The 21,832-nt window shown below is 72.9% G+C and carries 20 protein-coding genes and 1 pseudogene; 15 read left to right on the forward strand and 6 right to left on the reverse strand.

What is annotated here, in order from left to right; all coding sequences use genetic code 11:
• A pseudogene (locus DEI81_RS16715) lies at positions 1-408 on the reverse strand (hypothetical protein); the annotation flags it as partial.
• A 242-nt stretch (positions 409-650) separates the two neighbouring features.
• Here DEI81_RS16715 and DEI81_RS14680 point away from each other — a divergent pair.
• A complete protein-coding gene (locus DEI81_RS14680; RefSeq protein WP_111011479.1) occupies positions 651-1,814 on the forward strand; it encodes an MFS transporter in 1,164 nt (387 codons plus the stop codon).
• Positions 1,815-1,857: 43 nt separating this feature from the next.
• Here the strand turns inward: DEI81_RS14680 and DEI81_RS14685 are convergent, their stop codons facing one another.
• Positions 1,858-2,301, reverse strand: coding sequence for a MarR family winged helix-turn-helix transcriptional regulator (locus DEI81_RS14685; RefSeq protein WP_111011480.1), 444 nt, complete (start codon positions 2,299-2,301; stop codon positions 1,858-1,860).
• A 59-nt stretch (positions 2,302-2,360) separates the two neighbouring features.
• On the opposite strand from DEI81_RS14685, the gene DEI81_RS14690 reads away from it, so the two are divergent.
• On the forward strand, positions 2,361-2,726 hold the full coding sequence (locus tag DEI81_RS14690) for a VOC family protein (protein ID WP_111011481.1): 366 nt from the start codon (positions 2,361-2,363) through the stop codon (positions 2,724-2,726).
• Positions 2,727-2,879: 153 nt separating this feature from the next.
• On the opposite strand, the gene DEI81_RS14695 is transcribed toward DEI81_RS14690, so the two are convergent.
• Positions 2,880-3,140 (reverse strand): zinc-ribbon domain-containing protein, encoded by a 261-nt coding sequence (locus DEI81_RS14695; protein ID WP_111011482.1) that lies wholly within the window; start codon positions 3,138-3,140, stop codon positions 2,880-2,882.
• Positions 3,141-3,445: 305 nt separating this feature from the next.
• Here DEI81_RS14695 and DEI81_RS14700 point away from each other — a divergent pair, with 305 nt between their 5' ends.
• A complete protein-coding gene (locus DEI81_RS14700) occupies positions 3,446-4,918 on the forward strand; it encodes a hypothetical protein (protein WP_111011483.1) in 1,473 nt (490 codons plus the stop codon).
• Entirely contained in the window at positions 4,915-5,643 is a 729-nt protein-coding gene (locus DEI81_RS16065; RefSeq protein WP_258368773.1) for a class F sortase, read from the forward strand. The genes DEI81_RS14700 and DEI81_RS16065 overlap by 4 nt, the downstream gene beginning before the upstream one ends.
• Before the next feature lie 6 nt (positions 5,644-5,649).
• On the opposite strand, the gene DEI81_RS14715 is transcribed toward DEI81_RS16065, so the two are convergent.
• A complete protein-coding gene (locus tag DEI81_RS14715; RefSeq protein WP_181435444.1) occupies positions 5,650-6,531 on the reverse strand; it encodes a glycosyltransferase family 2 protein in 882 nt (293 codons plus the stop codon).
• Positions 6,532-6,664: 133 nt separating this feature from the next.
• The gene (locus tag DEI81_RS14720) at positions 6,665-7,681 is read right to left on the reverse strand and encodes a LacI family DNA-binding transcriptional regulator (RefSeq protein ID WP_258368775.1); all 1,017 of its coding nucleotides are present in this window, start codon (positions 7,679-7,681) and stop codon (positions 6,665-6,667) included.
• A gap of 263 nt (positions 7,682-7,944) precedes the next feature.
• On the opposite strand from DEI81_RS14720, the gene DEI81_RS14725 reads away from it, so the two are divergent.
• The 7 genes from DEI81_RS14725 to DEI81_RS14755 all read left to right on the forward strand — a co-directional run bounded on the left by DEI81_RS14725 (position 7,945) and on the right by DEI81_RS14755 (position 17,392).
• Positions 7,945-9,906 (forward strand): glycoside hydrolase family 127 protein, encoded by a 1,962-nt coding sequence (locus DEI81_RS14725; protein ID WP_111011486.1) that lies wholly within the window; start codon positions 7,945-7,947, stop codon positions 9,904-9,906.
• 3 nt (positions 9,907-9,909) lie between these two features.
• Entirely contained in the window at positions 9,910-11,217 is a 1,308-nt protein-coding gene (locus DEI81_RS14730; protein ID WP_111011487.1) for a sugar ABC transporter substrate-binding protein, read from the forward strand.
• A gap of 101 nt (positions 11,218-11,318) precedes the next feature.
• Entirely contained in the window at positions 11,319-12,260 is a 942-nt protein-coding gene (locus DEI81_RS14735; protein WP_111011488.1) for a carbohydrate ABC transporter permease, read from the forward strand.
• A 12-nt stretch (positions 12,261-12,272) separates the two neighbouring features.
• A complete protein-coding gene (locus DEI81_RS14740; protein WP_111011489.1) occupies positions 12,273-13,226 on the forward strand; it encodes a carbohydrate ABC transporter permease in 954 nt (317 codons plus the stop codon).
• 135 nt (positions 13,227-13,361) lie between these two features.
• Positions 13,362-15,578: an NADP-dependent isocitrate dehydrogenase gene (locus DEI81_RS14745; protein WP_111011490.1), complete on the forward strand. Its 2,217-nt coding sequence runs from the start codon at positions 13,362-13,364 to the stop codon at positions 15,576-15,578.
• A gap of 34 nt (positions 15,579-15,612) precedes the next feature.
• The gene (locus DEI81_RS14750; RefSeq protein ID WP_111011491.1) at positions 15,613-16,245 is read left to right on the forward strand and encodes a UdgX family uracil-DNA binding protein; all 633 of its coding nucleotides are present in this window, start codon (positions 15,613-15,615) and stop codon (positions 16,243-16,245) included.
• 28 nt (positions 16,246-16,273) lie between these two features.
• Entirely contained in the window at positions 16,274-17,392 is a 1,119-nt protein-coding gene (locus DEI81_RS14755; protein WP_111011492.1) for an FAD-binding oxidoreductase, read from the forward strand.
• 94 nt (positions 17,393-17,486) lie between these two features.
• Here the strand turns inward: DEI81_RS14755 and DEI81_RS14760 are convergent, their stop codons facing one another.
• Positions 17,487-17,918, reverse strand: a complete 432-nt coding sequence (locus DEI81_RS14760; protein ID WP_111011493.1) for a hypothetical protein — start codon at positions 17,916-17,918, stop codon at positions 17,487-17,489.
• A gap of 106 nt (positions 17,919-18,024) precedes the next feature.
• Between DEI81_RS14760 and DEI81_RS14765 the strand changes: the two genes are divergently transcribed.
• From DEI81_RS14765 to DEI81_RS14780, 4 genes are all read left to right on the forward strand, one after another.
• Entirely contained in the window at positions 18,025-18,894 is an 870-nt protein-coding gene (locus DEI81_RS14765; protein WP_111011494.1) for an aminoglycoside phosphotransferase family protein, read from the forward strand.
• Positions 18,895-19,039: 145 nt separating this feature from the next.
• Positions 19,040-19,663, forward strand: a complete 624-nt coding sequence (locus DEI81_RS14770; protein ID WP_111011495.1) for a hypothetical protein — start codon at positions 19,040-19,042, stop codon at positions 19,661-19,663.
• A 92-nt stretch (positions 19,664-19,755) separates the two neighbouring features.
• On the forward strand, positions 19,756-20,451 hold the full coding sequence (locus DEI81_RS14775) for an ABC transporter ATP-binding protein (RefSeq protein ID WP_111011496.1): 696 nt from the start codon (positions 19,756-19,758) through the stop codon (positions 20,449-20,451).
• Positions 20,448-21,725: an ABC transporter permease gene (locus DEI81_RS14780; RefSeq protein ID WP_111011497.1), complete on the forward strand. Its 1,278-nt coding sequence runs from the start codon at positions 20,448-20,450 to the stop codon at positions 21,723-21,725. Before DEI81_RS14775 ends, DEI81_RS14780 begins: the two co-directional genes overlap by 4 nt.
• The last annotated feature ends 107 nt before the right edge of the window (positions 21,726-21,832 follow it).

Genomic DNA, 21,832 nt, shown 5'->3' on the forward strand with positions numbered 1-21,832 from the left:
GGTGGGGGACGGGTCCGTGACGGGTCCCGGGCCGGGCGTGGCGCCGTCGGTGGGCGTCGTGGGCGTGCTCGTCGGGGTGGTCGTCGGGACGTCGGTCGGCGCCGTCGTCGGGTTCGGCGCGCCGGTCGGCCCGCCGTCGGCGGGACCGCCGCTGGCAGTGCCACCACCGGCGCTGCCGGGATCGGCGGAGGGCGCCCCGGTCGGGACGGCCGTCGGGGAGGAGGTCGCGCCTCCCGTCGGTGCGCCGGGGTCCGCGAGGGCGACCGTGCTGATCCCGGTCCCGGCGGCGGTGAGCGCCGTGACGACGAGCAGCGCGGCGACGAGCCGGGGGAGTCGGTGGTGAGGGCCACGACCGCCGGAGGTGCTGCGGTGGGGGCGCCGACGGGCGTGGCGGGATCGGGTGCGCATGCGGGCTGCCCCTCGGCTCGGGATGGCACCGGTCGACGACCACTGATGTCGACCGGGCACACTCGTACGCCGGATCCCCCCATGTGGTCCGCTCGGTGGGTGCGGACTGCACGTACATCGTACGCACATGTGAACTGTCCCCCGACAGTCCCCCGTTCGCGCCACAACGGTGGTGCCGGGGCGTCCTCCGGTCGGCCGGCGAGGGGCAGGCTGGTGGGGTGACCCAGCCCTCCCGGACCGGCATGACAACCGGTCGCACCCTCCTGTTCGCGATCGCGGGCGGCGCCGCCGTCGGCAACCTGTACTGGGCGCAGCCGCTCCTCGACTTCATCGCCGGGGACCTGCACGGGTCGACCTCGACCGCCGGGTGGCTCGTCACCGTGACCCAGCTCGGGTACGCCGTCGGGATCCTGCTCGTCGTGCCCCTCGGCGACGTGGTGGACCGACGGAAGCTCGTCCCGCTCATGCTCGTGCTGTCCGCGGTCGCCCTCGCCGCATGTGCGCTCGCCCCGTCCATGGCCGCACTCCTCGTGGCGCTCGCCGCGGTCGGGCTGACCACGGTGGCGGGGCAGGTGCTCACGCCGCTCGCCGGCGACCTCGCCGCCGACGAGCACCGCGGGCGGGTCGTCGGGACGGTGGCGTCGGGCCTCCTGACCGGGATCCTGGTGTCCCGGACCCTGAGCGGGCTCATCGCCGAGGTCGCGGGCTGGCGGACGATCTTCGTCATCGCCGCGGTCGCCGCCGTGGTGCTCGCGTTCCTGCTGTACCGGGCGATCCCGACGCTCGAGCCGAAGGCGCGCATCCGGTACCCGGCGCTCATCCGGTCCGTGTTCCTCGTGGTCGTCCACGAACCCGTCGTCCGGTGGACCCTCGCCCTGAGCGCCACGGGGTTCGGGGCGTTCACGATGTTCTGGACCGCGCTGACGTTCCTGCTCAGCGGGCCACCGTTCCACTACCCCGTGGTCGTCATCGGACTGTTCGGGCTCGCGGGTCTGGCCGGCGCGGTCGCGGCCCAGCGCGGTGGCCGCCTGCACGACCGCGGGTGGAACGTCCCCGCGACGGGCGCACTCTGGGTCCTCGCACTCGTGGCGTTCGTCGTCGCGGGGCTCGGGGGACGGTCCGTCGTGCTCGTCCTCGTGGCGATCGTGCTGCTCGACATCGCGATCCAGGGGCAGAACATCCTCAACCAGGCGCGGATCTTCGCCGTCTCGCACGAGGCCCGGAGCCGGTTGAATACGGCGTTCGTGACCGGGAACTTCATCGGCGGGGCGATCGGGTCGGCGCTCGCCGGATTGCTCTGGGACGACTGGGGATGGACCGGGGTGACCGTGGCAGGCGCGGTGCTGGCCGGGTTCGCCCTGACGGTGTGGCTCGTCGGTCGGCGCGGTCCGTTGCGGGTCGGGTGAGGGCCTCCCGTCCGTGGTCGCGGCGGGCCCCTCGGTGCGCCGCCTACGCCTGGAGGCCCGCGATGCACCGCCGGAGCAGCGCCGCGAGTTCCTGGGGTTGCCGTCCCGTGAGCTCCGCGGACATGCGGCGCTCGACGGCGCGGACGGCGGCGCTCGCCACGGCCAGGCGCTCGCGGCCGAGCGGTGTCAGCTCGGTCGGGAGTACCCGACCCGCGGGGGCGACGGCAGGGCGGGAGACGTGTCCGTCGCGCTCGAGTGCCTGCAGCAGGACGTGCATCGCCTGCCGCGACACGAAGGCCCCGCGCGCCAGCTCCGAGTTCGACAGGCCCGGCCGCTGGGCCAGCAGTTCGAGGCACGAGTAGTGCGTGATGCTCATGCCGAGGGGCCGCAGGACCGCGTCCATCGCGGCGTGCAGCGCACTCGACGCCTGCTTGAGCAGGTACCCCACCGACGTGTCGAGGTCGACGCCCTCGTCCGCTTGACTCATGTCAGTATTCTGACATAGCGTTATGGTGTCAATTTCCTGACATCGAACGAGGAGAACGCATGTCCATCACCGGCCCCGACTTCATCTCGCTGCAGGTCCGCGACCTCGAACGGTCCGCGGAGTTCTACGAGCAGCACCTCGGACTGACCCGACAGCCCGGGCCGCCGCACGCGGTCGTCTTCGCCACCACGCCGATCGCGTTCGCGGTGCGGGAGCGCGTGCCCGGGTCGGGCGTCGCCGATGCGCCCGAGCCGGGTGTCGGTGTCGCGCTGTGGTTCCACGCGCCCGACGCGCAGGCGATCCACGACGAGCTCGTCGCGGCGGACGTCCGGATCGTGGACGCGCCCGTCGACGGCCCGTTCGGTCGCACCTTCACGTTCGAGGACCCCGACGGGTACCGGATCACGCTGCACGACCGGGCGTGACGGGCCTCCCGCGCGGGAGTGCGCGCGTGGACGACGAACTGCGCGCGTGAACGAGGAACTGCGCGCGTGGACGACGAACTGCGCGCGTCAACGACCGCGCAGTTGTCGTTGGCGCGCTGCCTCCCGCGCCTCCGGGCCCGTCCCCAGCGCCGGTCAGCGGACGCTGCGCGCCTGCTCCGCGCTCCACGTGAGGGAGTGCCGCGCCTGGGCCGCCGTGATCCGCGTCACGGCACCGCAGTTCGTGCACTCGTTGACGTACGAGGTCGAGATCGGGAACAGCGGCACGAAGAACAGCGTCAGCTTCGTCGAGCGCTTGACCACCCGCTGCTGGGCGTGGACGCCGCAGTACCCGCACACGAACGCCACGAGGTTGAGGACGGCCTGGGTGGTGCGGGAGCCGAGGAGGAGGAACACCCCGCGGATGCTACGCCGGTCCGGCTCGGCGCTGGGGGAGCGCCCGTCGTGCGGTGGGGAAGCGCCCGTCGTGCGGTGGGGGAGCGCCCGCCGTGCGGTGGGGGAGCGCCCGCCGTGCGGTGGGCGAGCACGCGGCGGCGCACCGGTGTGGAGGCCTGACTCCGGGTCCCGCGTCGGCGGCGGAGTACGACATCCCGGGAATGCGACCGCCCGCGCTGCGCCGCGGTACCGTTCCGGCGCTCGGGGCGGTGAGCCCCCGGTCCGGGAGCGCGCACGTGGTCCCGGCACCACGACGTGGAGGGCAGATGGGGCGCCAGGCACAGCGACGACACCGGACGGTACGACGACGGTCCCGGGGACGCCGACGCAGCGCGGTCGGCGCCGCGCTGCTCGTGGGCGCGGTGGCCGCGATCGCGGTGCCGGACGTCGCCGCCGCGGCACCCGTGCCGCTGACGCCCGCGGTCGGGATCGACGACCCGCCGCCCGTGCTGACCGCCGACGGCGTGGTCGGCGCGCGGCTGCTCACGCAGGACGGCGCCGCGGTCCCCGACCGACCGACCAGTGCGATGCCGTCGGGCCACTCCGTGTCCGAGTTCGCGTTCCGGGAGCCCGCCGCGGACCGTCGTGCGGTGCTGCCGAGCGCGGCGACCGGACGGTTCACGATGACGACCGACGGCGCTCCCGACGGGTGGAGCGCGGTCCACACCCCGGCGTCCGGCGGCGTGTTCGACGGCGGCGAGGAACAGCCGCCGACCGGGACGGTCCACTCGGACCTCTGGGTCAGCGCCGCGAACCCGGGCACCTGGACCTGGACGCTCGACTTCTCGTCGCTGCGCGGCGGTGCCCTGCCGACCGGCACGGTGCTGTTCGTCCACGACGTCGACATCTGCGGGAGCGCTGACCGCGAGTCCGTGCGGTTCGCCGGGCCGACGGGGCGGTGGCTCCGCTACGAGGCCGACACCGGTGCGGGCGGTCCGGGGGCGGTCACCGAGGACACCGCGGCCGGACGATACGACGTAACGGCGACCTGCCCGGCATGGCACACCGGCGTGACGCAGACGTTCCGCACGACGACCCCGGTGGACCACCTGACGGTCACGGCGACGGGTGCGGAGCCCGGCACGACCCCGAACTCGGGGCTGTTCTGGGGCATGCAGCTCCCGGTGGACGGGGCTCGGCCGGCGCTCGACGTCACGACACGCACCGAGGGGCGGGACGTCGACGCGGCCCCGGGTCCCCGGGTGCCCGAAGGGCAGCGACTCCGGCGCGAGACCGTCGTGCGGAACACCGGGAACACGGTGCTGACGGACGTCCGGGTCACGGACGAACACGTCGACCGGCAGGGGCTGGCCTGCGCGGGTGGGGCGGCCACCGTCCCCGTGCTCGAACCCGGGGCGTCGGTGACCTGCACCGGCACCGTCCGGGCCGCCGCGGGGACGACGGCGAGCGGGGTGTCGGCCACCGGGACGCCCGCCCGGACCGACCGGACGCCACTCGTCGGGGTGCCCGCGCCGACCGCCTCCGGCCGGACGTGGTGGACCGGGACGACCACGGGCTCCGGCGGTGGTGACGGCGACGGCGGGTCGGGTGCCGGCACCGGCCAGGGCACGGACCCCCGACCGCTGCCGGCGACGCGCATCGAGACGGGCGGCGCGGTAGCGGGCCAGCCCGGACGGAACCGGGTGAGCACGGCTGGCACCGCGGCGGGTGCCATGGGTCTCGCTGCCGTCCTCGTCGCGGTGACCATCGCCAGCTCGGCCCTTCGACACCGCCGATGACCGCCGGCACGGACGCGCCGCCGCCACCGCCGGTCCCGCCTCGACCGCGGACGATCCTGCCCCTCCGCGTCGTCCTGCCGACGGCATCCGTCATCGTGGCCGGAGGGTGCCTCGCGGCCCTCTTCGGGTCACCCGGCGCGGGTGCCGCCGGTCCGTCCGCATCGAGCTCGGCCTCGGATCCGGCCTCGACCGGGCCGGTCAGCGGGCGGGACCTCGACGGACGGCGGGTCCGCGCGGATCCCGGGGCCTCGCCGCTCCCGGCCGCGTCGGCCGAGGCCTCGATCGGCGTGCGGCTCCGGGTCCCCGCGGTCGGCCTCGACGTGCCCGTCGGCGCCGTGAGCGCGGTGGACGGCGTGGTCGTGCCTCCCGGCTTCCGGTCCGCCTACTGGGTGCGGGACCGGGGGAGGCCCGTCGAGGACGCCGAACGAGGGACGGTCGTGCTCGTCATGCACGCGCTCGGTGGCGGGGGTCGCGCGCCGGGCAACGCGATCGTCCGCCAGGACGGCACCGTGCGCGTGAGCGCCGGTGACGAGGTCCGTGTGGGCGACCACCGGTACCGGGTGGAGGCCTCGCGCACGGTGCGGAAGTCGGGACTGGCCGCCGATGCACTGTGGAGCGACGAGCCCGGGCGGTTGCTCGTCGTCACGTGCCTGCCGAGCCCGGACGGGAGTGCCGCGACCCGCAACGTCGTCGTGGCGGCGCGGCTCGTGCCGGACGGCTCCTGACGACGCTCACACCGCGGCGATCCGCCGGAGGACCGGTCGAGACGCCCACAGCCAGCCGCGGAGCAGCAGGCGGAGGGTCCGGCGTCGGAGCCCACCGCGCACGCGAGGCGCCCGGCGGGCGTGCGGGGGCAACGCCTCCGACAGCGTCAGCTGCGCGACGGGGACCACGTGTGCGGCGCGCAGGTCGGTCCGCGCCGGCGGCGTCAGGCCCCGGGTCCGGTACCAGGCGTCGTCGTCCTCTCGTTCGTGCCCGAAGGCCGCCGGGTCCACGCCCGTCGAGCGGACCATCGCCCGGTGCCCGGCCTGGTGCAGCGACCGGTACTGGTAGTGGTGCAGGCGGATCCGCGCGCGTGCCGGTCGTCGGAGGTCGAGCGGCCACTCCGACCCGGCGGGCCAGGTCGTGGTGGGGGTGTGCCGGACGAACCGCACCTCGGAGTGGTTGCACGTGAACCACCGGACGTCCCGCCAGGACGCCCCGGCATCGCCGTCGCGGACGAGCCGCGCGTGGTCGTCCTCGGTCAGGTAGTGCTGGAACGACGCGCTCATCACGTGGTCGGCGGTGGGCTCGACGGCACGGAGGAACGTCCGCGGGTCGTCGACGTAGAACTCGTCGGCGTCGAGCCGGCACCACCAGTCGCCCGGCTCGGCGCGCGCCACGGCCTCGGTGTAGAGCCACTGCCGGAGCCAGTCACGGTAGGTGCCGAGGAACTGCCCCCACACGACGACGGGCTCGAGCTCGTCCGCCAGGGCGAGCACGGCCTCCCAGGTGCCGTCCGTGCTGCCGTTGTCCATGACGTGGATCGCGTCGGCCCACGTGGCTGCGGCGCGGAGGACGTCGCCGACGATGTCGACCTCGTCCTTGACGGTCATGAGGGCGAAGATCTGCATGGTTCCTCCGGTGGCGCCGGGCGTCGGCCCGGTCATCCCACCGGCAGCGCGGCCCGCCTGGGGGCACGCGACCACGGGCGGTGCGCCTCCTGCGGCCTCCGGTTCACCTCCGTCATCGCCCGCAGCGACGGGGTCAGCCGCCGACGGTCGACTCGCGGATCACCAGGGTCGGCTGCACGGCGAGCCGCCGCTCCGGTGTGTCGCCGTCGATGAGCGCGAGGAGCGCGCGTCCGGCCTGCCGACCGAGCTCCTCGAGCCGCAGGTTGACGGTCGTCAGGGGCGGTCGGCTCGCGAGGGCCATGACGTCCCAGTCGTCGAAGCCGGTCACCGCGACGTCGTGCGGCACCGAGCGTCCGAGTTCCCGGAGGCGGTCGCACACGCCGCGGGCGATCTGGTCGCTCCCGCAGGCGATCGCGTCGAGGTCGGCGCCACCGTGCACGAGCAGGTCGACGGCCTGACGGCCCCAGCGCTCGGACCACTCGCCGTAGAGCGGTTGCCCGACGAGGCGGTCCCCGAGCCGGGCCTGTGCGGACTCCGCGCGTCGGTGGGCCGCCGAGTGGTGCTGCGGGCCGGTGACGTACGCGACGCGACGGCGGCCGATCGCGACGAGGTGGTCCGCGAGCAGTGCCGCACCCGCGGCGTCGTCGAGGGTGATCGAGACGTCGTCCGGACTGGTCGAGGGCGTGAACGCGTAGACGACGGGCATGTCGACGCGGATCGGGGGTCTGGCCTCGGCGCTCCGTCCGGTGACGATGACACCGTCGACGCGGCGGGACGACAGGGACCGCACGTAGTGGTTCTCGCGGACGATGTCGTCCCGGGTGTCGCACATGAGCACGGCCATCTGCCCGGCGCTCAGCACGTCCTCGGCGCCGAGCATCACCGGGATGCTGAAGCGACCGAACGAGTCCGTCGTGATCATGCCGACCGTGTAGCTCCGGCCCGACGACAGGGCACGGCCGCGGGCGTCGACGACGAACCCGAGTTTCGCGGCGGCGGCTCGCACGCGCTCGCGGGTCTCCTGTCGGAGTTGACCGGTGTCGTTGAGCGCCTTCGAGGCCGTCCCGATCGACACCCCGGCCAGCGCGGCCACGTCGGTGATGCGCACGGTGCCGGCTCCGCTCGCGCGGCTGGTCGTCTCGCTCGTCACGGCGTCGTCCTCTCCGTCCGCACGCCGGGGTCGTCCGGTCCCCGGTCGGTCGGAGCGCTCGGCCCCGACCGGATCCTCGTCATCATAGAACCCTCACGGAAACAGGCTTGCGCAGCGCGGCACAACGGTCCTACTGTGACCGCAGAAACCGTTTTCTGGTTTTGCCGAGGCACGATCGCCGCGGTGACACCGGGAAGTTGCCCGGGGCAGCGTCGCCTCCACGTCGGCGTCGCCTGTCCCTCCACATCGGGGAGTCACGCACCATGACCGCAACCGCACCGTCCGCCGTCGGCACCGCCGGCCAGCCGCGGACCGCCGAACCCGTCCGCCCCTCCGGGGAGGCCCGGGTCGCGCTCCGCCCCCTCGCGCCCGACGCCGCGCGGATCACCGGGGGCTTCTGGGCCCTCCGCCAGGACCGCAACGGACGCGACGCGATCCGCTCCGGGTACGAGCAGCTCGAGACCGCCGGGAACTTCCGCAACCTCCGCATCGCCGCCGGCGTCGAGGAGGGCGAGGCCGTCGGACCGATCTTCATGGACTCCGACGTCTACAAGTGGCTCGAGGCCGTCGCCTGGGAGTACGGCCGGCAGCCCGCCGACGACCTCCTCGAGCTCCAGCGGCAGGTGACCGACCTGGTCGCCCGCGCGCAGGCGGAGGACGGCTACATCGACTCGGTCCAGCAGGTCCGGTACCACGACCAGGGTCGCTACCACGACCTCCCGTGGAGCCACGAGATGTACTGCGCGGGCCACCTGTTCCAGGCTGCCGTGGCGCAGTCGCGGGCGACCGGTGACACCGCCCTGCTCGACGTCGCGATCAAGCTCGCCGACCACCTCGTCCGCACGTTCGGCGAGGACAAGCGCCACGACGTCGACGGCCACCCGGTCGTCGAGATGGGCCTCGTCGAGCTCTACCGCGAGACGGGCCGCCGTGAGTACCTCGACCTGGCCCACTACTTCGTCGACGCCCGCGGCCACGGCCTCATCGAGCGCTACGGCAAGGAGCCGACGTACTTCTCGGACCGGGTGCCGGTGCGCGAGGCCGAGACGGTCGAGGGCCACGCGGTCCGCGCCGTGTACCTGGCGTCGGGTGCCGTCGACGTCGCGATCGAGACCGGTGACACCGAGCTCATCGAGGCGAGCGAGCGGCAGTTCGCCTCGATGATGGCGACGAAGGCGTACATCACGGGCGGCCTCGGGTCCCGCTGGGACATGGAGGCGTTCGGCGACCCGTACGAGCTCCCCACCGACCGCGGGTACTCCGAGACCTGCGCGGCCATCGGCGGTGTCCAGTGGGCGTGGCGGCTGCTGCTCGCGACCGGCAAGCCCGTGTACGCGGACGCCATCGAGCGCCTCCTGTACAACGCGTTCATCGCCGGGGTCTCGCTCGCCGGGACCGAGTACTTCTACGTCAACCCGCTCCAGCTCCGCGACCGGGCACACCAGGACGAGAACCGGTCCCCGGCGCACGGCCGCCGCGGCTGGTTCGACTGCGCGTGCTGCCCGCCGAACATCATGCGGACGTTCGCGAGCCTGGACGGCTACGTCGCCACCCAGAGCGGTGAGGGCCTCCAGCTGCACCAGTACGCCACGGGCGACTACGCGGGGGAGCGCGGTGCCGTCCACGTCGAGACCACCTCCCCGTGGGACGGCACGGTGACCGTCACGGTGACCGAGAGCACGGGCGCGTGGTCCCTCGACCTGCGCGTGCCGGACTGGTCCGACGCGACGACGGTCACGGTCGGCGGCGAAGCGGTCGAGGGCGTGCAGGCCGGTCAGCCGGTCCGCGTCACCCGGGAGTTCGCGGTCGGCGACGAGGTCACGGTCACGTTCGACATGTCCGTGCACCTCTACGAGGCCGACGCCCGCATCGACGCGAGCCGCGGGCAGGTCGCGATCGAGCGCGGTCCGCTCGTGTTCGCGGTCGAGCAGGCCGACCAGGACGGGTTCCGCGTGGACGACGTGCTCGTCGACGTCGATGCCGCGATCGACGCTGAGTACCGTGCCGACCTCCTCGACGGCATCACCGTCCTGCACCTGCAGGGGCAGGCCCCGGCCGAGCACGCCGAAGCCGCGTGGCCGTACCGGCGGATCGGTGGAGGCGCGACCGCCGTGGCGGAGCCGGCCCCGGCCCTCCAAGCCGTCACCATCACCGCGATCCCGTACTACGCCTGGGCCAACCGCGGCGTCGACGCGATGCGCGTCTGGCTCCCCCAGGCCCGGTGACCCATGGACCGCAGGACGTTCCTGGCGGGGTCGGTGCTCGGCGGCGCGGCGTTCGCGCTCGCCGGGTGCTCCGGATCACTCCCCGCGATCAGCTCCTCGGACGCCGGCTTCGGCGGCAAGGCGACCGGCACCGTGCAGGTGTGGTGCCGTGCCGCCACCCAGGCCGGGCTCACGGCCACGGTCGCCGACTTCAACCGTGACCACCCGGACCTCCACGTCGACCTGACGCCCGTCCCCGACGCGCAGTACGTCACGAAGCTCGCCACCGCCATCCGTGGTGGCGAGCCGCCGGACGTGGTCGACGTGGACGACATCAACTCGATGCTGTTCATCTTCCGCGACGCGTTCGCCGACCTCACCTCGGCGGTCAAGGGGCTCGACTACTTCGACCAGCTGTCGACCGGGCACCTGCACCTGCTCGAGCGTGGCGGCAGGTACTACGGCCTGCCGTACCTGGCGGACAACTCGATGCTGTACCTCAACACCGAGCTGTTCGACCGGGCCGGCCTCGACCCGACCGAGAGCACGAAGGACTTCGACGGGCTCCTCGACGCGGCGAAGAAGATCCGGGCACTCGGTGACGACGTCTACGGGTGGTCGATCGCCGGGAACTCCCCCGGCATCCTCGGCTTCGTCGTCCAGCCGCACATCTGGGCGACGGGCACCGACATGATGCTCGGCGCGGTCGGCAAGCAGCACGGCCACATCACCGGGAACGACGGGCTCGAACAGACGCTCGAGTTCTACCGTCAGCTGTGGAAGGACGGCCTCATGTCCCGCAACGCGTTCTCGGACGCGGGCACGACCTGGGGTGCGGACTTCCGCGCGGGGACCGTGGGCATCATGCCGACGAACTACGGCAGCACCTGGAACGCCTCGACGAAGAGCATGCAGAAGAAGATGGCGACCGCGCTCATCCCCGGGCCGACCGGTGGCCGCGCGTTCTTCGACGGCGGTGACAACATGTGCATCCCGAACGGTGCGTCGAACCCGAACGGCGGGTGGGCGTTCATGCAGTACGCCAACTCGCTCAAGCCGCAGCAGAACCTGCCCACCGGCGGGTACTTCCCCACCCGGGGGGACGCGGCGACCGCCGAGTACCGGCGGAAGTTCCCGCTCGCCTCGCGCCCGCTCGACAACCTCGACAAGGGCTACGCGCCGCAGACCCTGGCGTACAACCTGCTCGTGAACCAGCCCTCGGCACCGTTCTTCACGATGTTCCGCACCGCGGTGTTCGGCGCCGGGGTGCAGCAGGCACTGCGGGCCGCGGCGCCCGAGTACGACCGGATCCTCGACCAGGCCCAGGCCTGACCCCGCACGCAGACACCATCCGTGACCGCCGAGCGGTCGACCCAGGACCGTACAGCGGTCGTCCGACCGCGCCGCGGTCACCAGCACAGAGAGGTGCAACGATGTCGTCACTGACAGGGACCCGACGGGTCCCGGTGTCGCAGCGGACGGAGCGACGGAGTCCCCGTCCCCGGAACTCGCTCACCCATCCACCGGCCGCCGGGCTCGCGCTCGTCACGCCCGCGATGCTGTTCGTCGGCGTGTTCGTGCTCGTCCCGCTCGTCTTCGCGGTCTACATCTCGTTGACGAACTGGCCGCTCATCGGCGCCTACCGGTTCATCGGGCTCGAGAACTACGCCAACCTGTTCCAGGACCCGGCGTTCGTCCACGCGATCGGCTACACGCTGCTGTACACCGCGATCGTGACGGTGCCGATCCTGGCGCTCGGGTACTTCCTCGCGGTGCTCATCCGGGCGCGGCGCAAGGGGTCCACCGTGCTCCGGACGATCTTCTTCCTGCCGTACGTCGTGGGCCTGACCACCCTGAGCTTCATGCTCGTCCTCGAGGCGCAGCCGAACTCGGGCGCCGTCAACCTGGTCCTCAGGGCGCTCCACGTCACCGACGGGACGACCGCCTGGCTCGTCAACGCGCCGCTCGCCACGTTGCTCATCTGCGTGCTCGTCGTCTGGGCGGTGTCCGGGCTGACGATGGTGCTCATCATGTCGGCCATGCAGGGCATCCCCGACGAGGTCTACGAGTCGGCCGCCCTCGAGGGGGCGTCCTGGTGGCAGCAGGAGCGGCTCATCACCATGCCGATGATCCGGTCCACGCTCGCGCTCAGCGTCATCATCTCGGTGATCGGCTCGCTGCTCGCGTTCAACCAGTTCTTCATCCTGACCCAGGGCGGGCCGGGCACCGCGACGACCACGATCGTCAACTACATCTACGACCGCGGGTTCGTGAACCTCCAGCTCGGCGCGGCGACCGCGGAGTCCATCGCGCTCGTCGTCGTGACGGGTGCGGTGACCGCGTTCCAGTTCTGGGCGCTCCGCGAGCGCGACTGAGGAGACGACGACATGAGCACGACGAGCACCAGCCGAGCCGCGGGCCTCGCCCTCGCACCCGAGATCGCCCCGGACGTCGTCCCCGGACGCCGCGGCGGTCGACACCACCAGGGGAGCGTCGCCCACCCCCGCGACACCCGGGTGAAGCGCACGCTGTACGTCATCGCCGGGGTCGGGTCCGCCCTGGTCTTCGGGGTCCCCCTGCTGTGGGCGATCCTCCGGGCGTTCCAACCGGAGACGGTGATCACGGCCCCGCCGACGTGGTCGACCTTCTTCCACCTCGAGATGGCGAACTTCCGGACGATCCTCGGGCCGGGGTCGCACCTGCTCCAGGGCCTCGTGAACTCGCTCGTCGTCGCGATCTCGGCGTCGGTCCTGACGGCCGTGATCGCGACCCTCGCCGGCTACGGCTTCGCGCGGTTCCGGTTCCCCGGCGCCAAGTGGGTGTTCGGCCTCATCCTGCTGACGATGATGGTGCCGTTCCAGGCGATCCTCACCCCGCTGTACCTCGAGCTCAACGCCATGAAGCTCACGAACTCGCTGTTCGGGCTCGTGCTCTTCTACGTCACGGTGAACCTGCCGTTCGGCGTGTTCGTGATGCGCAACGCGTTCGAGGCGATCCCCACCGAGCTCGAGGACTCGGCGTTCGTCGACGGCGCCTCCCGGACCCGGCTCATCCTGTCGGTGCTCCGGCCGCTCCTCATGCCCGGCGCGGCGACCGCGGCGCTGTACACGTTCCTCGTCTCGTGGACCGAGTTCCTCGGTGCACTGACGTTCCTGACCAAGGACTCGCTGTACACGCTGCCGGTCGCGCTGCTCAACCTGCAGACCGGGGCGTACGGACAGGTCGACTACGGCTCGCTCGCCGCGGGTGCCGTCGTCGCGATGATCCCCTGCATCGCCCTGTACATCGGGCTGCAGCGGTTCTACGTCGCCGGCCTGTCGTCGGGCGCGATCAAGGGGTGACGCCCCGGCCGGGAGGCACCGCTCCGGTCGCCGACGTCGGTGACCGGTGGCGTGCCTCCCGGCCGCCGGACCGGGGGTACCTTGATGTCGAGACACCGCGACAGGGCGGGCACGAACGAGGGAGTCGACGCCGGCATGGCCCAGATCATCTACACGCTGACCGACGAGTCCCCGCGGATGGCGACGGCGTCGCTGCTGCCCGTCGTCCAGGCGTTCGCCGGGGTCGCGGGCATCGACGTCACGACCCGCGACATCTCCCTCGCCGGACGCATCCTCGCTCAGTTCCCAGAGCGGCTCACCGCCGAGCAGCGGGTGCCCGACGCGCTCGCCGAGCTCGGGGCCCTGGCCGACCGCCCCGAGGCGAACATCGTCAAGCTGCCGAACATCTCGGCGTCCGTCCCACAGCTCAAGGCCGCGATCCGCGAGCTCCGCGAGCAGGGCCACGACCTGCCGGAGTACCCGGACGCACCGACGACCGACGAGGAGCGCGACGTCCGCGCCCGGTACGACAAGGTCAAGGGCAGTGCCGTGAACCCCGTGCTGCGCCAGGGGAACTCCGACCGCCGGGCACCCGCGTCCGTCAAGCAGTACGCCCGCAACCACCCGCACAGCATGGGTGCCTGGAGCCCCGAGTCCGCCACCGAGGTCGCGACGATGTCCAGCGGGGACTTCCGGTCGAACGAGCAGAGCGTCGTCGTGCCCGCGGCCGACAGCCTCCGCATCGTGTTCACCGCGGACGACGGCTCCGAGCAGGTCCTGCGCGACGCCGTGCGCGTCACCCCGGGCGAGGTCGTCGACGCCACGGTCATGCACGTCGCGGACCTCCGGGCGTTCCTCGCCGACCAGGTGGCCCGAGCGCAGGAGGCAGGGGTCCTGTTCTCCGTGCACCTCAAGGCGACCATGATGAAGGTCTCGGACCCCATCGTCTTCGGCGAGGTCGTCCGGGTGTTCTTCGCCGACGTGTTCGACCGGTACGGCGACGCGCTCGCGGCCGCGGGCCTCCGCGCCGACGACGGCCTGGCGGCGCTGTTCGCCGGGCTCGAGCAGCTGCCGGACGGCGCGGAGATCCGCGCCGCGTTCGACGCCGCGCTCGCCGCAGGGCCGGCGCTCGCCATGGTCGACAGCGCCAAGGGCGTCACGAACCTGCACGTGCCGAGCGACGTCATCGTCGACGCCTCGATGCCCGCGATGATCCGTGCGTCGGGCCACATGTGGGGTCCGGACGGCGAGCCCCACGACACCCTCGCGGTGATCCCCGACTCGAGCTACGCGGGTGTCTACGCGGCGACCATCGAGGACTGCAAGACGAACGGCGCGCTCGACCCCGCGATCATGGGGTCGGTGCCGAACGTCGGGCTCATGGCGATGGCGGCCGAGGAGTACGGGTCCCACGACAAGACGTTCCGGATCCCGGCCGACGGTGTCGTGCGCGTCCTCGACGGCTCGGGCGCGACGCTGCTCGAACACCCGGTCGGGGCCGGGGACATCTGGCGGGCCTGCCAGACGAAGGACGCCGCGATCCGTGACTGGGTCGGTCTCGCCGTCACCCGCGCGCGAGCGACCGGCACCCCGGCGGTCTTCTGGCTCGACGACACCCGCGCGCACGACCGCGTCCTCATCGACCTCGTCCACCGGTACCTCGCCGACCACGACACCGAGGGGCTGCGGATCGAGGTGATGTCCCCGGTCGACGCCACCCGGTTCTCGCTCGAGCGCATCCGCCGCGGCGAGGACACGATCTCGGTCACCGGCAACGTGCTCCGCGACTACCTGACGGACCTGTTCCCGATCCTCGAGGTCGGCACCTCCGCCAAGATGCTGTCGGTCGTGCCCCTGCTCGCGGGTGGTGGCCTGTTCGAGACGGGTGCCGGCGGCTCCGCCCCCAAGCTCCTGCAGCAGCTCCTGACCGAGGGGTTCCTGAGCTGGGACAGCCTCGGCGAGTTCCTGGCGCTCGCGGTCGCCTTCGAGCAGTTCGCAGCCGTCGCCCAGGAGCCCCGCGCGCAGGTCCTCGCGGACACGCTCGACCGCGCCACCGGCCGGTTCCTCGAGGAGAACCGATCGCCCGGACAGGTCGTGGGTGAGCTCGACACCCGGGGCAGCCACTTCTACCTCGCGGCGTACTGGGCGGACGAGCTCGCGCGGCAGACCGACGATCCCGCCCTCGCCGAGGCGTTCACCGCCCTCGCCGCGACCCTCCGCGACCAGGAGTCCGTGATCGTGGGGGAGCTCGCCGCGGTGCAGGGCCGACCGTCGGACCTCGGCGGGTACTACCGGCCCGACCCGGACGCCGCCGCCGCGGTCATGCGCCCGTCGGCGACGTTCACCGCCGCCGTCGACGCGCTCGTCGGCTGACCGACACGGTGCGCGGCGGGTGCAGGCTCGGACCATGACCGACGTCGAACGTCCCGGCGCCCAGGAGTGGGTGCCCGAGCACCCCGACCTGACCGCGCTCCGTGCGGCCGCCCCCGCATGCCACGGATGTGAGCTCCATCGGGAGGGCACACAGGTGGTGTTCTCCGCAGGGAGTGCGGACGCCCGGATCATGCTGGTCGGGGAGCAGCCCGGCGACCAGGAGGACCGTGCGGGGGAACCGTTCGTCGGGCCGGCCGGGCGCTTGCTCGCGAGTGCGGTCGAGCGCGCCGGGATCGACAGGAGCACCGTGTACGTCACGAACGCGGTGAAGCACTTCCACCACGAGCAGCGGGGGAAGCGCCGGATCCACCAGAAGCCGTCGGTGGCGCACGTCGTCGCGTGTCACCCGTGGCTCGAGGCCGAACTCGCCGTGGTGCGCCCCGAGGTCGTCGTCGCACTCGGGGCGACCGCTGCGCGATCCGTGCTCGGCCGCAGCGTGACCATCGGACGCGAGCGCGGACGCCTCCAGGAACTCGACGACGGCTCGCGCCTCCTCGTGACCACCCATCCGTCGGCCCTGCTCCGCATGCCCGACGAGGACGCCCGCCACGCTGCGTTCGACGAGCTCGTCGCCGACCTCCGGACCGCTGCAGGGGCGCTGCGGTGAGCGCGCCGTCGCTCCCCGGGATGCCGTGATGCGTGCCACGTCCGTGGTCGTGGTCGGCGGCGGGGTGCTCGGCGCCTCGACGGCCGCGCACCTCGTCCGCCTCGGCGCCGCCGTCACGCTCGTCACGGAGGCCGGTCCCGCGTCCGGCGCGTCCGGTCGCTCCCTGTCCTGGCTCAACTCGGCGGGAGCGCGGAGCGACGCGTACCACCGGCTGCGCACGATCGGGATCGACCACTACCGCACCGTCCAGCAGCGGCTGGACCGCCACGACGTCGTGCGGTTCGACGGCGGCCTGACCTGGGCCGCTCCCGGAGAGTCGTACCGGGAGCGTCACGAGCACGAGCTCCGCATCGGTTACGACTCCGTGTGGATGTCGCGCGAGGACGTCGCCCGGCACGTGCCCGGAGTCGATCCGGCGGCCGTGCATCCGGAAGGCGCCGTCCTCAACCCCGGCGAGGGGTGGGTCGACCTCGCGCTCCTCGTCGACCACCTGCTCGCCGAGGTCGTGGCCGCGGGCGGAACGGTGCGCACCGGAGCCGGACGGAGCCTCCCGACCGTCCGCGACGGCCGGGTGACCGGCGTCACCACGGCGAGTGGAGAGCACCTCCCGGCCGACGCCGTCGTGCTCGCGACCGGTCCCTCCGTGCCGCGGGACCTCGCCACGCTCGGCGTCACCATGCCCGACCAGACCCCGATCGCACTCCTCGTCCGGAGCGAACCCGTCGCGACGCCGCTCCGCGTGGTGCTCAACACACCCCGGGTCGCGGTGCGCCCGGCACCCGGCGGCTCCCTCGTGTTCGACGCCGGCTGGAGTGAGCGCGAGGTCCGCGTGCTCGATGACGGCCGGTACGACGTGCGGGACTCGACCGTCGCGGGGTTGGTGGCCGAGGCGCGCGCCGTCCTGGCCGGGCATCCCGTGCTCACCGTCGCTGGCGTCGGGGTGGGCCCCAAGCCGATCCCTGCCGACGGCGACCCGGTGGCCGGTGCCGTCGACGGCATCACGGGCCTGCACGTGCTCTTCACCCACAGTGGCGCCACGCTCGGCCTCGTGCTCGGTGAACTCACGGCCTGGGAGGTCGTGCACGACGCCGCGCATCCGTTGCTCGCGGACTTCCGCCCCTCGCGGTTCCTGACCGCTGGCGGATGACGGGCGTCGGTGCCGTGGGTGTCATCCGTGGCGGTGGCGGTGGCGGCGGCGACGCCCGCGTGGCCGCCGGCGACGAGTTCTGCGTGGCCGCGGGTCAGCGGCGCGGGCGGGGCGTCACCAGCAGCGCCGTGAGGAGCAGCCACACGAGCAGGCCCGCGCCCGTGAGCACCGCGCCGAGGGCCACGAGCGTCCAGTAGCCGCTGAGCACGGTCTGCGGCTGCGTGATCGCCGACGGCCACCAGTCGTTCAGACCCGCGATCTGCGCGGGGAACGGGTCGAGGCCGAACAGCGCCAGGCCGGCGAGCAGCAGCAGCACGCCGACCAGGGCGACGGCACCCCGTCGGTACGTCCGGAAGCCCCGGATCGTGGCGGCGACCACCCCGAGGATCCCGACGACGGCGAGCCCGAACGCGATCTGCGGGACGGGCGTCACGGCGAGGGTGAACCATGCGACGACGGCGTACGGCACGACGAGCAGCCCGCCCGCACGCGCCCACTGCTTCGGACGGCGCCATTCCTCGTACACCCGGGGCACCGTAGCGGGCGTGCCAGGACGGTCGCTGGGACCGTGCCCGCAGCGTGCTGCCGGTGCTCCCGATGCCCGGGAACCGGAGCGCGGCTAGCATCGTCCGGTGCACGTGCCAGACGCCGAGATCGACGTGGACGAGGCACTGGTGCGACGACTCCTGCTCGACCAGCACCCCGATCTCGCCGGCCTGCCGCTGCGACCCCTCGCCGAGGGTTGGGACAACGTCGTGCTGCGGCTCGGCGACGAGCTGCTCGTCCGGGTGCCGCGGCGCGAGGCCGCCGCGCACCTCGTCGAGCACGAGCAGCGGTGGCTCCCCGGCATCGCCGCGCGCGTCCGACACGTCGTCGCCGTGCCCGAGCCCGTGCGCATCGGTCGGCCGTCCGCGGTGTTCCCCTGGTCGTGGACGGTCACCCGGTGGGTCGCCGGTCGCCCGGCTGGAGCATCGACGGACCTCCCCCGCGACGCACCGGAGACGCTCGCCGCGTTCCTCCGAGCCCTGCACGTCACCGCGCCGGAGGACGCGCCGCACAACCCAGTGCGCGGTGGCCCGCTCAGCGGACGCACGACGGCGGTGGCGCGACGACTGCGGTCGGGACGCATCCCGCGCACCGCCGACCTGGAGCGCTCGTGGACGCAGGTCGCCGCCGCCCCCGCCTGGCAGGGGCCGGCGCTCTGGCTCCACGGCGATCTGCACCCGTTCAACATCGTGGTCGACGACCATGCGCTCGTCGCGGTGGTGGACTTCGGTGACCTGACCGCAGGGGATCCGGCCACCGACCTCGCGACGGCATGGCTCACGTTCGGCCGGGAGGCCCGGCAGCGATTCCGCGCTGCCCTCGCGCCCGACGACGACACGTGGACGCGCGCCCGCGGGTGGGCGATGTCGATCGCGACCGCGCTCGCCGCCTCGCCCGACGGCTCGGACCAACGGGCCGCAGGGCTCCGTGCGCTCGAGGCCGTGCTCGACGACTGACGCGGTGCCGGACCCTCGCGAGCCCGGGCCGGACCGACCCGGAGCCGTGCCGGACCACCGCGGGAAACGGGGGTATCGCCCTCCGAGGAGAACGGGACTACCGTGACCCCACACCGTTCCGTGCCACCGATCCGGAGGGACCGTCATGACCCTCGAGTTCCGCGTCCAGCACGACGTCGACAGCGACGCCTCTCCTGTCCGGGAGACCACCACGCCCCGCCGCTCGGGACTCTTCGGTTGGGTCGATCGACACCACGAACGGCGTGCGGCCGCCCGGGGCCGTCGCGTGGCCGCCCAGCTCGCGGAACTCGCGTCGCTCGAGCACCTGTTGTCCGACGCTCGTGACGTCGTGGACCACGGCTGGATCCAGCATGCGTGGTTCGCGTACCTGGACGACCGGGGCCGCACGCGCAAGGCGTCGAGCGCCGCGGCGCTCGACGTCGCCGGTCGACCGCTCGTCGGGGCGTGCCTCGTGGGCGCGGTCGTGTACGCCGCCGGCGGGCCGCACGCCGTCCACTCGCAGCCGGTCCAACGTGCGCTCGACCTCGTCTGGCACGCGCTCGCCGTCGAGGAGGGCGACCCCGTCATGTGGTGCCCCGCCCCCGACGTCCGGATGGGCCGCGTCCGCGACCTGACGAGCTGGAACGACGCGCCGTCACGCACTGCCACCGATGTCGCCTCCTTGCTGTTGACCGCCGAGCGGGTCGCCGTCCATGAGTCCGATCGGATCGTGGCACGGGCCGCAGCGCGCGAGGCGGTCCCGGCCTGACGCTGGGGAGGACAGCGCGCGTCCACATGCCGTTGACATCGCACCCAGCAGGTTCGCACCCGGGCCGGGCAGGGCGCCGCTAGCGTTGCGGCATGCCCACTCCCGTGCTCGAGGCCCGCGGCCTCACCCGCACCTACGGCCGCGGTGACGCCCGCTTCGACGCGCTCAAGGGGGTGTCGCTCGCGGTGGACCGGGGCGAGAGCCTCGCGATCGTCGGCAAGAGCGGCTCCGGCAAGTCGACCCTCATGCACCTGCTCGCCCTGCTCGACCGGCCGACGAGCGGTCAGGTGCTCCTCGACGGTCAGGACGCGGCGCGCCTGTCCGCGCGCCAGGTGAACCGGACGCGCAACGACACCTTCGGGTTCGTGTTCCAGCAGTTCTTCCTGACACCCCGGACGAGCGTCCTCGACAACGTCGTGCTGCCGCTGACGATCGCCGGGGTGTCGTCGCGTGATCGCCGCCGCCGCGGGATGGAGGCGCTCGACGCGCTGGGTCTCGCCGACAAGGCACGGAACGACGCCAACGACCTGTCCGGCGGGCAGAAGCAGCGGGTCGTCATCGCCCGCGCGCTGGTCAACGAACCCGCGGTGATCTTCGCGGACGAGCCCACGGGCAACCTCGACACCACGACCGGCGAGCTCGTCGAGGGCATGCTGTTCGGACTGCAGCGGGAACGGGGGATCACGCTCGTCGTCGTCACCCACGACCCCGAACTCGCCGCGCGGTGCGATCGCAGCGTGAACGTCCGCGACGGTCTGATCGTCGACACCACGGAGGCCGCCGCGTGAACCTCGTCGACCTCCTGCGCACCGCGATCGGGAACACGTTCCGGTCCAAGCTCCGCACCACCCTCACGGTGATCGCGATCTTCATCGGCGCGTTCACGATCACCCTGACCTCGGCGATCGGCACGGGGGTGTCGTCCTACATCGACACGCAGGTCGCATCGATCGGCACCACCGACTCGCTCACCGTCACCAAGGCCGCGACGACGTCGAGCTCGGACGACGGGCCGGCCAAGTACGACCCGTCCGAGTCGGGACAGACCTCGCAGCGCGGCCCGGCGTCGGTGTCGTACCTCAGCCCGACGGACATCAGCGCGATCCGGCGGACCACGGGCATCGCGTCGGTGCAGCCGGCCGTGGCGCTGTCACCGAAGTGGCTCGAGTACGGCGACCACGGCAAGTACGTCGTCGGCATCGCCGGCGACGCGGACGCGATCCACGCCGACCTCGCCGCAGGACGCCAGCTGTCGTCGACGTCGTCCGAGCGTCAGCTCCTGCTCCCGACGAACGACCTCAAGGCCCTCGGCCTGGGGAGCGCGCGCAACGCCGTCGGCACGACCGTCACGATCGGCATCGACGACTACCTCGGGCAGGAGCACCAGGTCCGGGCGACGGTCGTCGGTGTGCAGAACGAGTCGCTCTTCGGCGGTGGTGCGGGTGCGAACGCGGCGTTGACCGAGGCGCTCCGCACCGCCCAGGAGACCGCGAAGCCGACCGCGGTCTCGACGGGCTACGCCTCCGCCACGGCGACGGTGGCGTCGGGCGCCGATGTCGCGAAGGTCAAGTCCCGCCTGTCGGCGGCGGGCTACACGGGACAGACCATCGCCGACCAGCTCGGGCAGTTCGAGACGGTCATCAACGGCATCGTCGGCGTCCTCAACGCCTTCGCCGTGATCGCGCTCATCGCCGCCGGGTTCGGGATCATCAACACGCTGCTCATGAGCGTGCAGGAGCGCACCCGCGAGATCGGCCTCATGAAGGCCATGGGCATGGGTGGCGGTCGGGTGTACACGCTGTTCAGCCTCGAGGCCGTGTTCATCGGGTTCCTCGGCAGCGCGATCGGCGCGGGGGTCGCGATCCTGCTCGGCACCGGGATCTCGAACCTCCTGGCCCGCACGGTGCTCAAGGACCTCCCCGGCCTGCACCTGTTGCAGTTCGCGCCCGGCTCGGTCGCGACGATCATCATCGTCGTGATGCTCATCGCGTTCCTCGCGGGCACGTTGCCGGCCCGTCGGGCTGCTCGGCAGAATCCCATCGAGGCCCTGCGGTACGAGTGACGAGCAGCCGCGGTCGAGCGCCCTCCCGACCGCGGCTCGGTATCGTCGAGGACGGTCGCTCCGCGCGGGCGACCACGACGGGGCGGGAGGACGATGGTGGCGGTCTT

The organism is Curtobacterium sp. MCBD17_013 (genome assembly GCF_003234565.1).
Lineage (GTDB): Bacteria > Actinomycetota > Actinomycetes > Actinomycetales > Microbacteriaceae > Curtobacterium.

Bases quoted from the DNA above. Each gene is read 5' to 3' on its own strand.
- DEI81_RS14680 (WP_111011479.1), top strand. From the start codon at position 651: ATGACAACCGGTCGCACCCTCCTGTTCGCGATCGCGGGCGGCGCCGCC.
- DEI81_RS14685 (WP_111011480.1), bottom strand. From the start codon at position 2,301: ATGAGTCAAGCGGACGAGGGCGTCGACCTCGACACGTCGGTGGGGTAC.
- DEI81_RS14690 (WP_111011481.1), top strand. From the start codon at position 2,361: ATGTCCATCACCGGCCCCGACTTCATCTCGCTGCAGGTCCGCGACCTC.
- DEI81_RS14700 (WP_111011483.1), top strand. From the start codon at position 3,446: ATGGGGCGCCAGGCACAGCGACGACACCGGACGGTACGACGACGGTCC.
- DEI81_RS16065 (WP_258368773.1), top strand. From the start codon at position 4,915: ATGACCGCCGGCACGGACGCGCCGCCGCCACCGCCGGTCCCGCCTCGA.
- DEI81_RS14715 (WP_181435444.1), bottom strand. From the start codon at position 6,531: ATGCAGATCTTCGCCCTCATGACCGTCAAGGACGAGGTCGACATCGTC.
- DEI81_RS14725 (WP_111011486.1), top strand. From the start codon at position 7,945: ATGACCGCAACCGCACCGTCCGCCGTCGGCACCGCCGGCCAGCCGCGG.
- DEI81_RS14730 (WP_111011487.1), top strand. From the start codon at position 9,910: ATGGACCGCAGGACGTTCCTGGCGGGGTCGGTGCTCGGCGGCGCGGCG.
- DEI81_RS14735 (WP_111011488.1), top strand. From the start codon at position 11,319: ATGTCGTCACTGACAGGGACCCGACGGGTCCCGGTGTCGCAGCGGACG.
- DEI81_RS14740 (WP_111011489.1), top strand. From the start codon at position 12,273: ATGAGCACGACGAGCACCAGCCGAGCCGCGGGCCTCGCCCTCGCACCC.
- DEI81_RS14745 (WP_111011490.1), top strand. From the start codon at position 13,362: ATGGCCCAGATCATCTACACGCTGACCGACGAGTCCCCGCGGATGGCG.
- DEI81_RS14750 (WP_111011491.1), top strand. From the start codon at position 15,613: ATGACCGACGTCGAACGTCCCGGCGCCCAGGAGTGGGTGCCCGAGCAC.
- DEI81_RS14755 (WP_111011492.1), top strand. From the start codon at position 16,274: ATGCGTGCCACGTCCGTGGTCGTGGTCGGCGGCGGGGTGCTCGGCGCC.
- DEI81_RS14770 (WP_111011495.1), top strand. From the start codon at position 19,040: ATGACCCTCGAGTTCCGCGTCCAGCACGACGTCGACAGCGACGCCTCT.
- DEI81_RS14775 (WP_111011496.1), top strand. From the start codon at position 19,756: ATGCCCACTCCCGTGCTCGAGGCCCGCGGCCTCACCCGCACCTACGGC.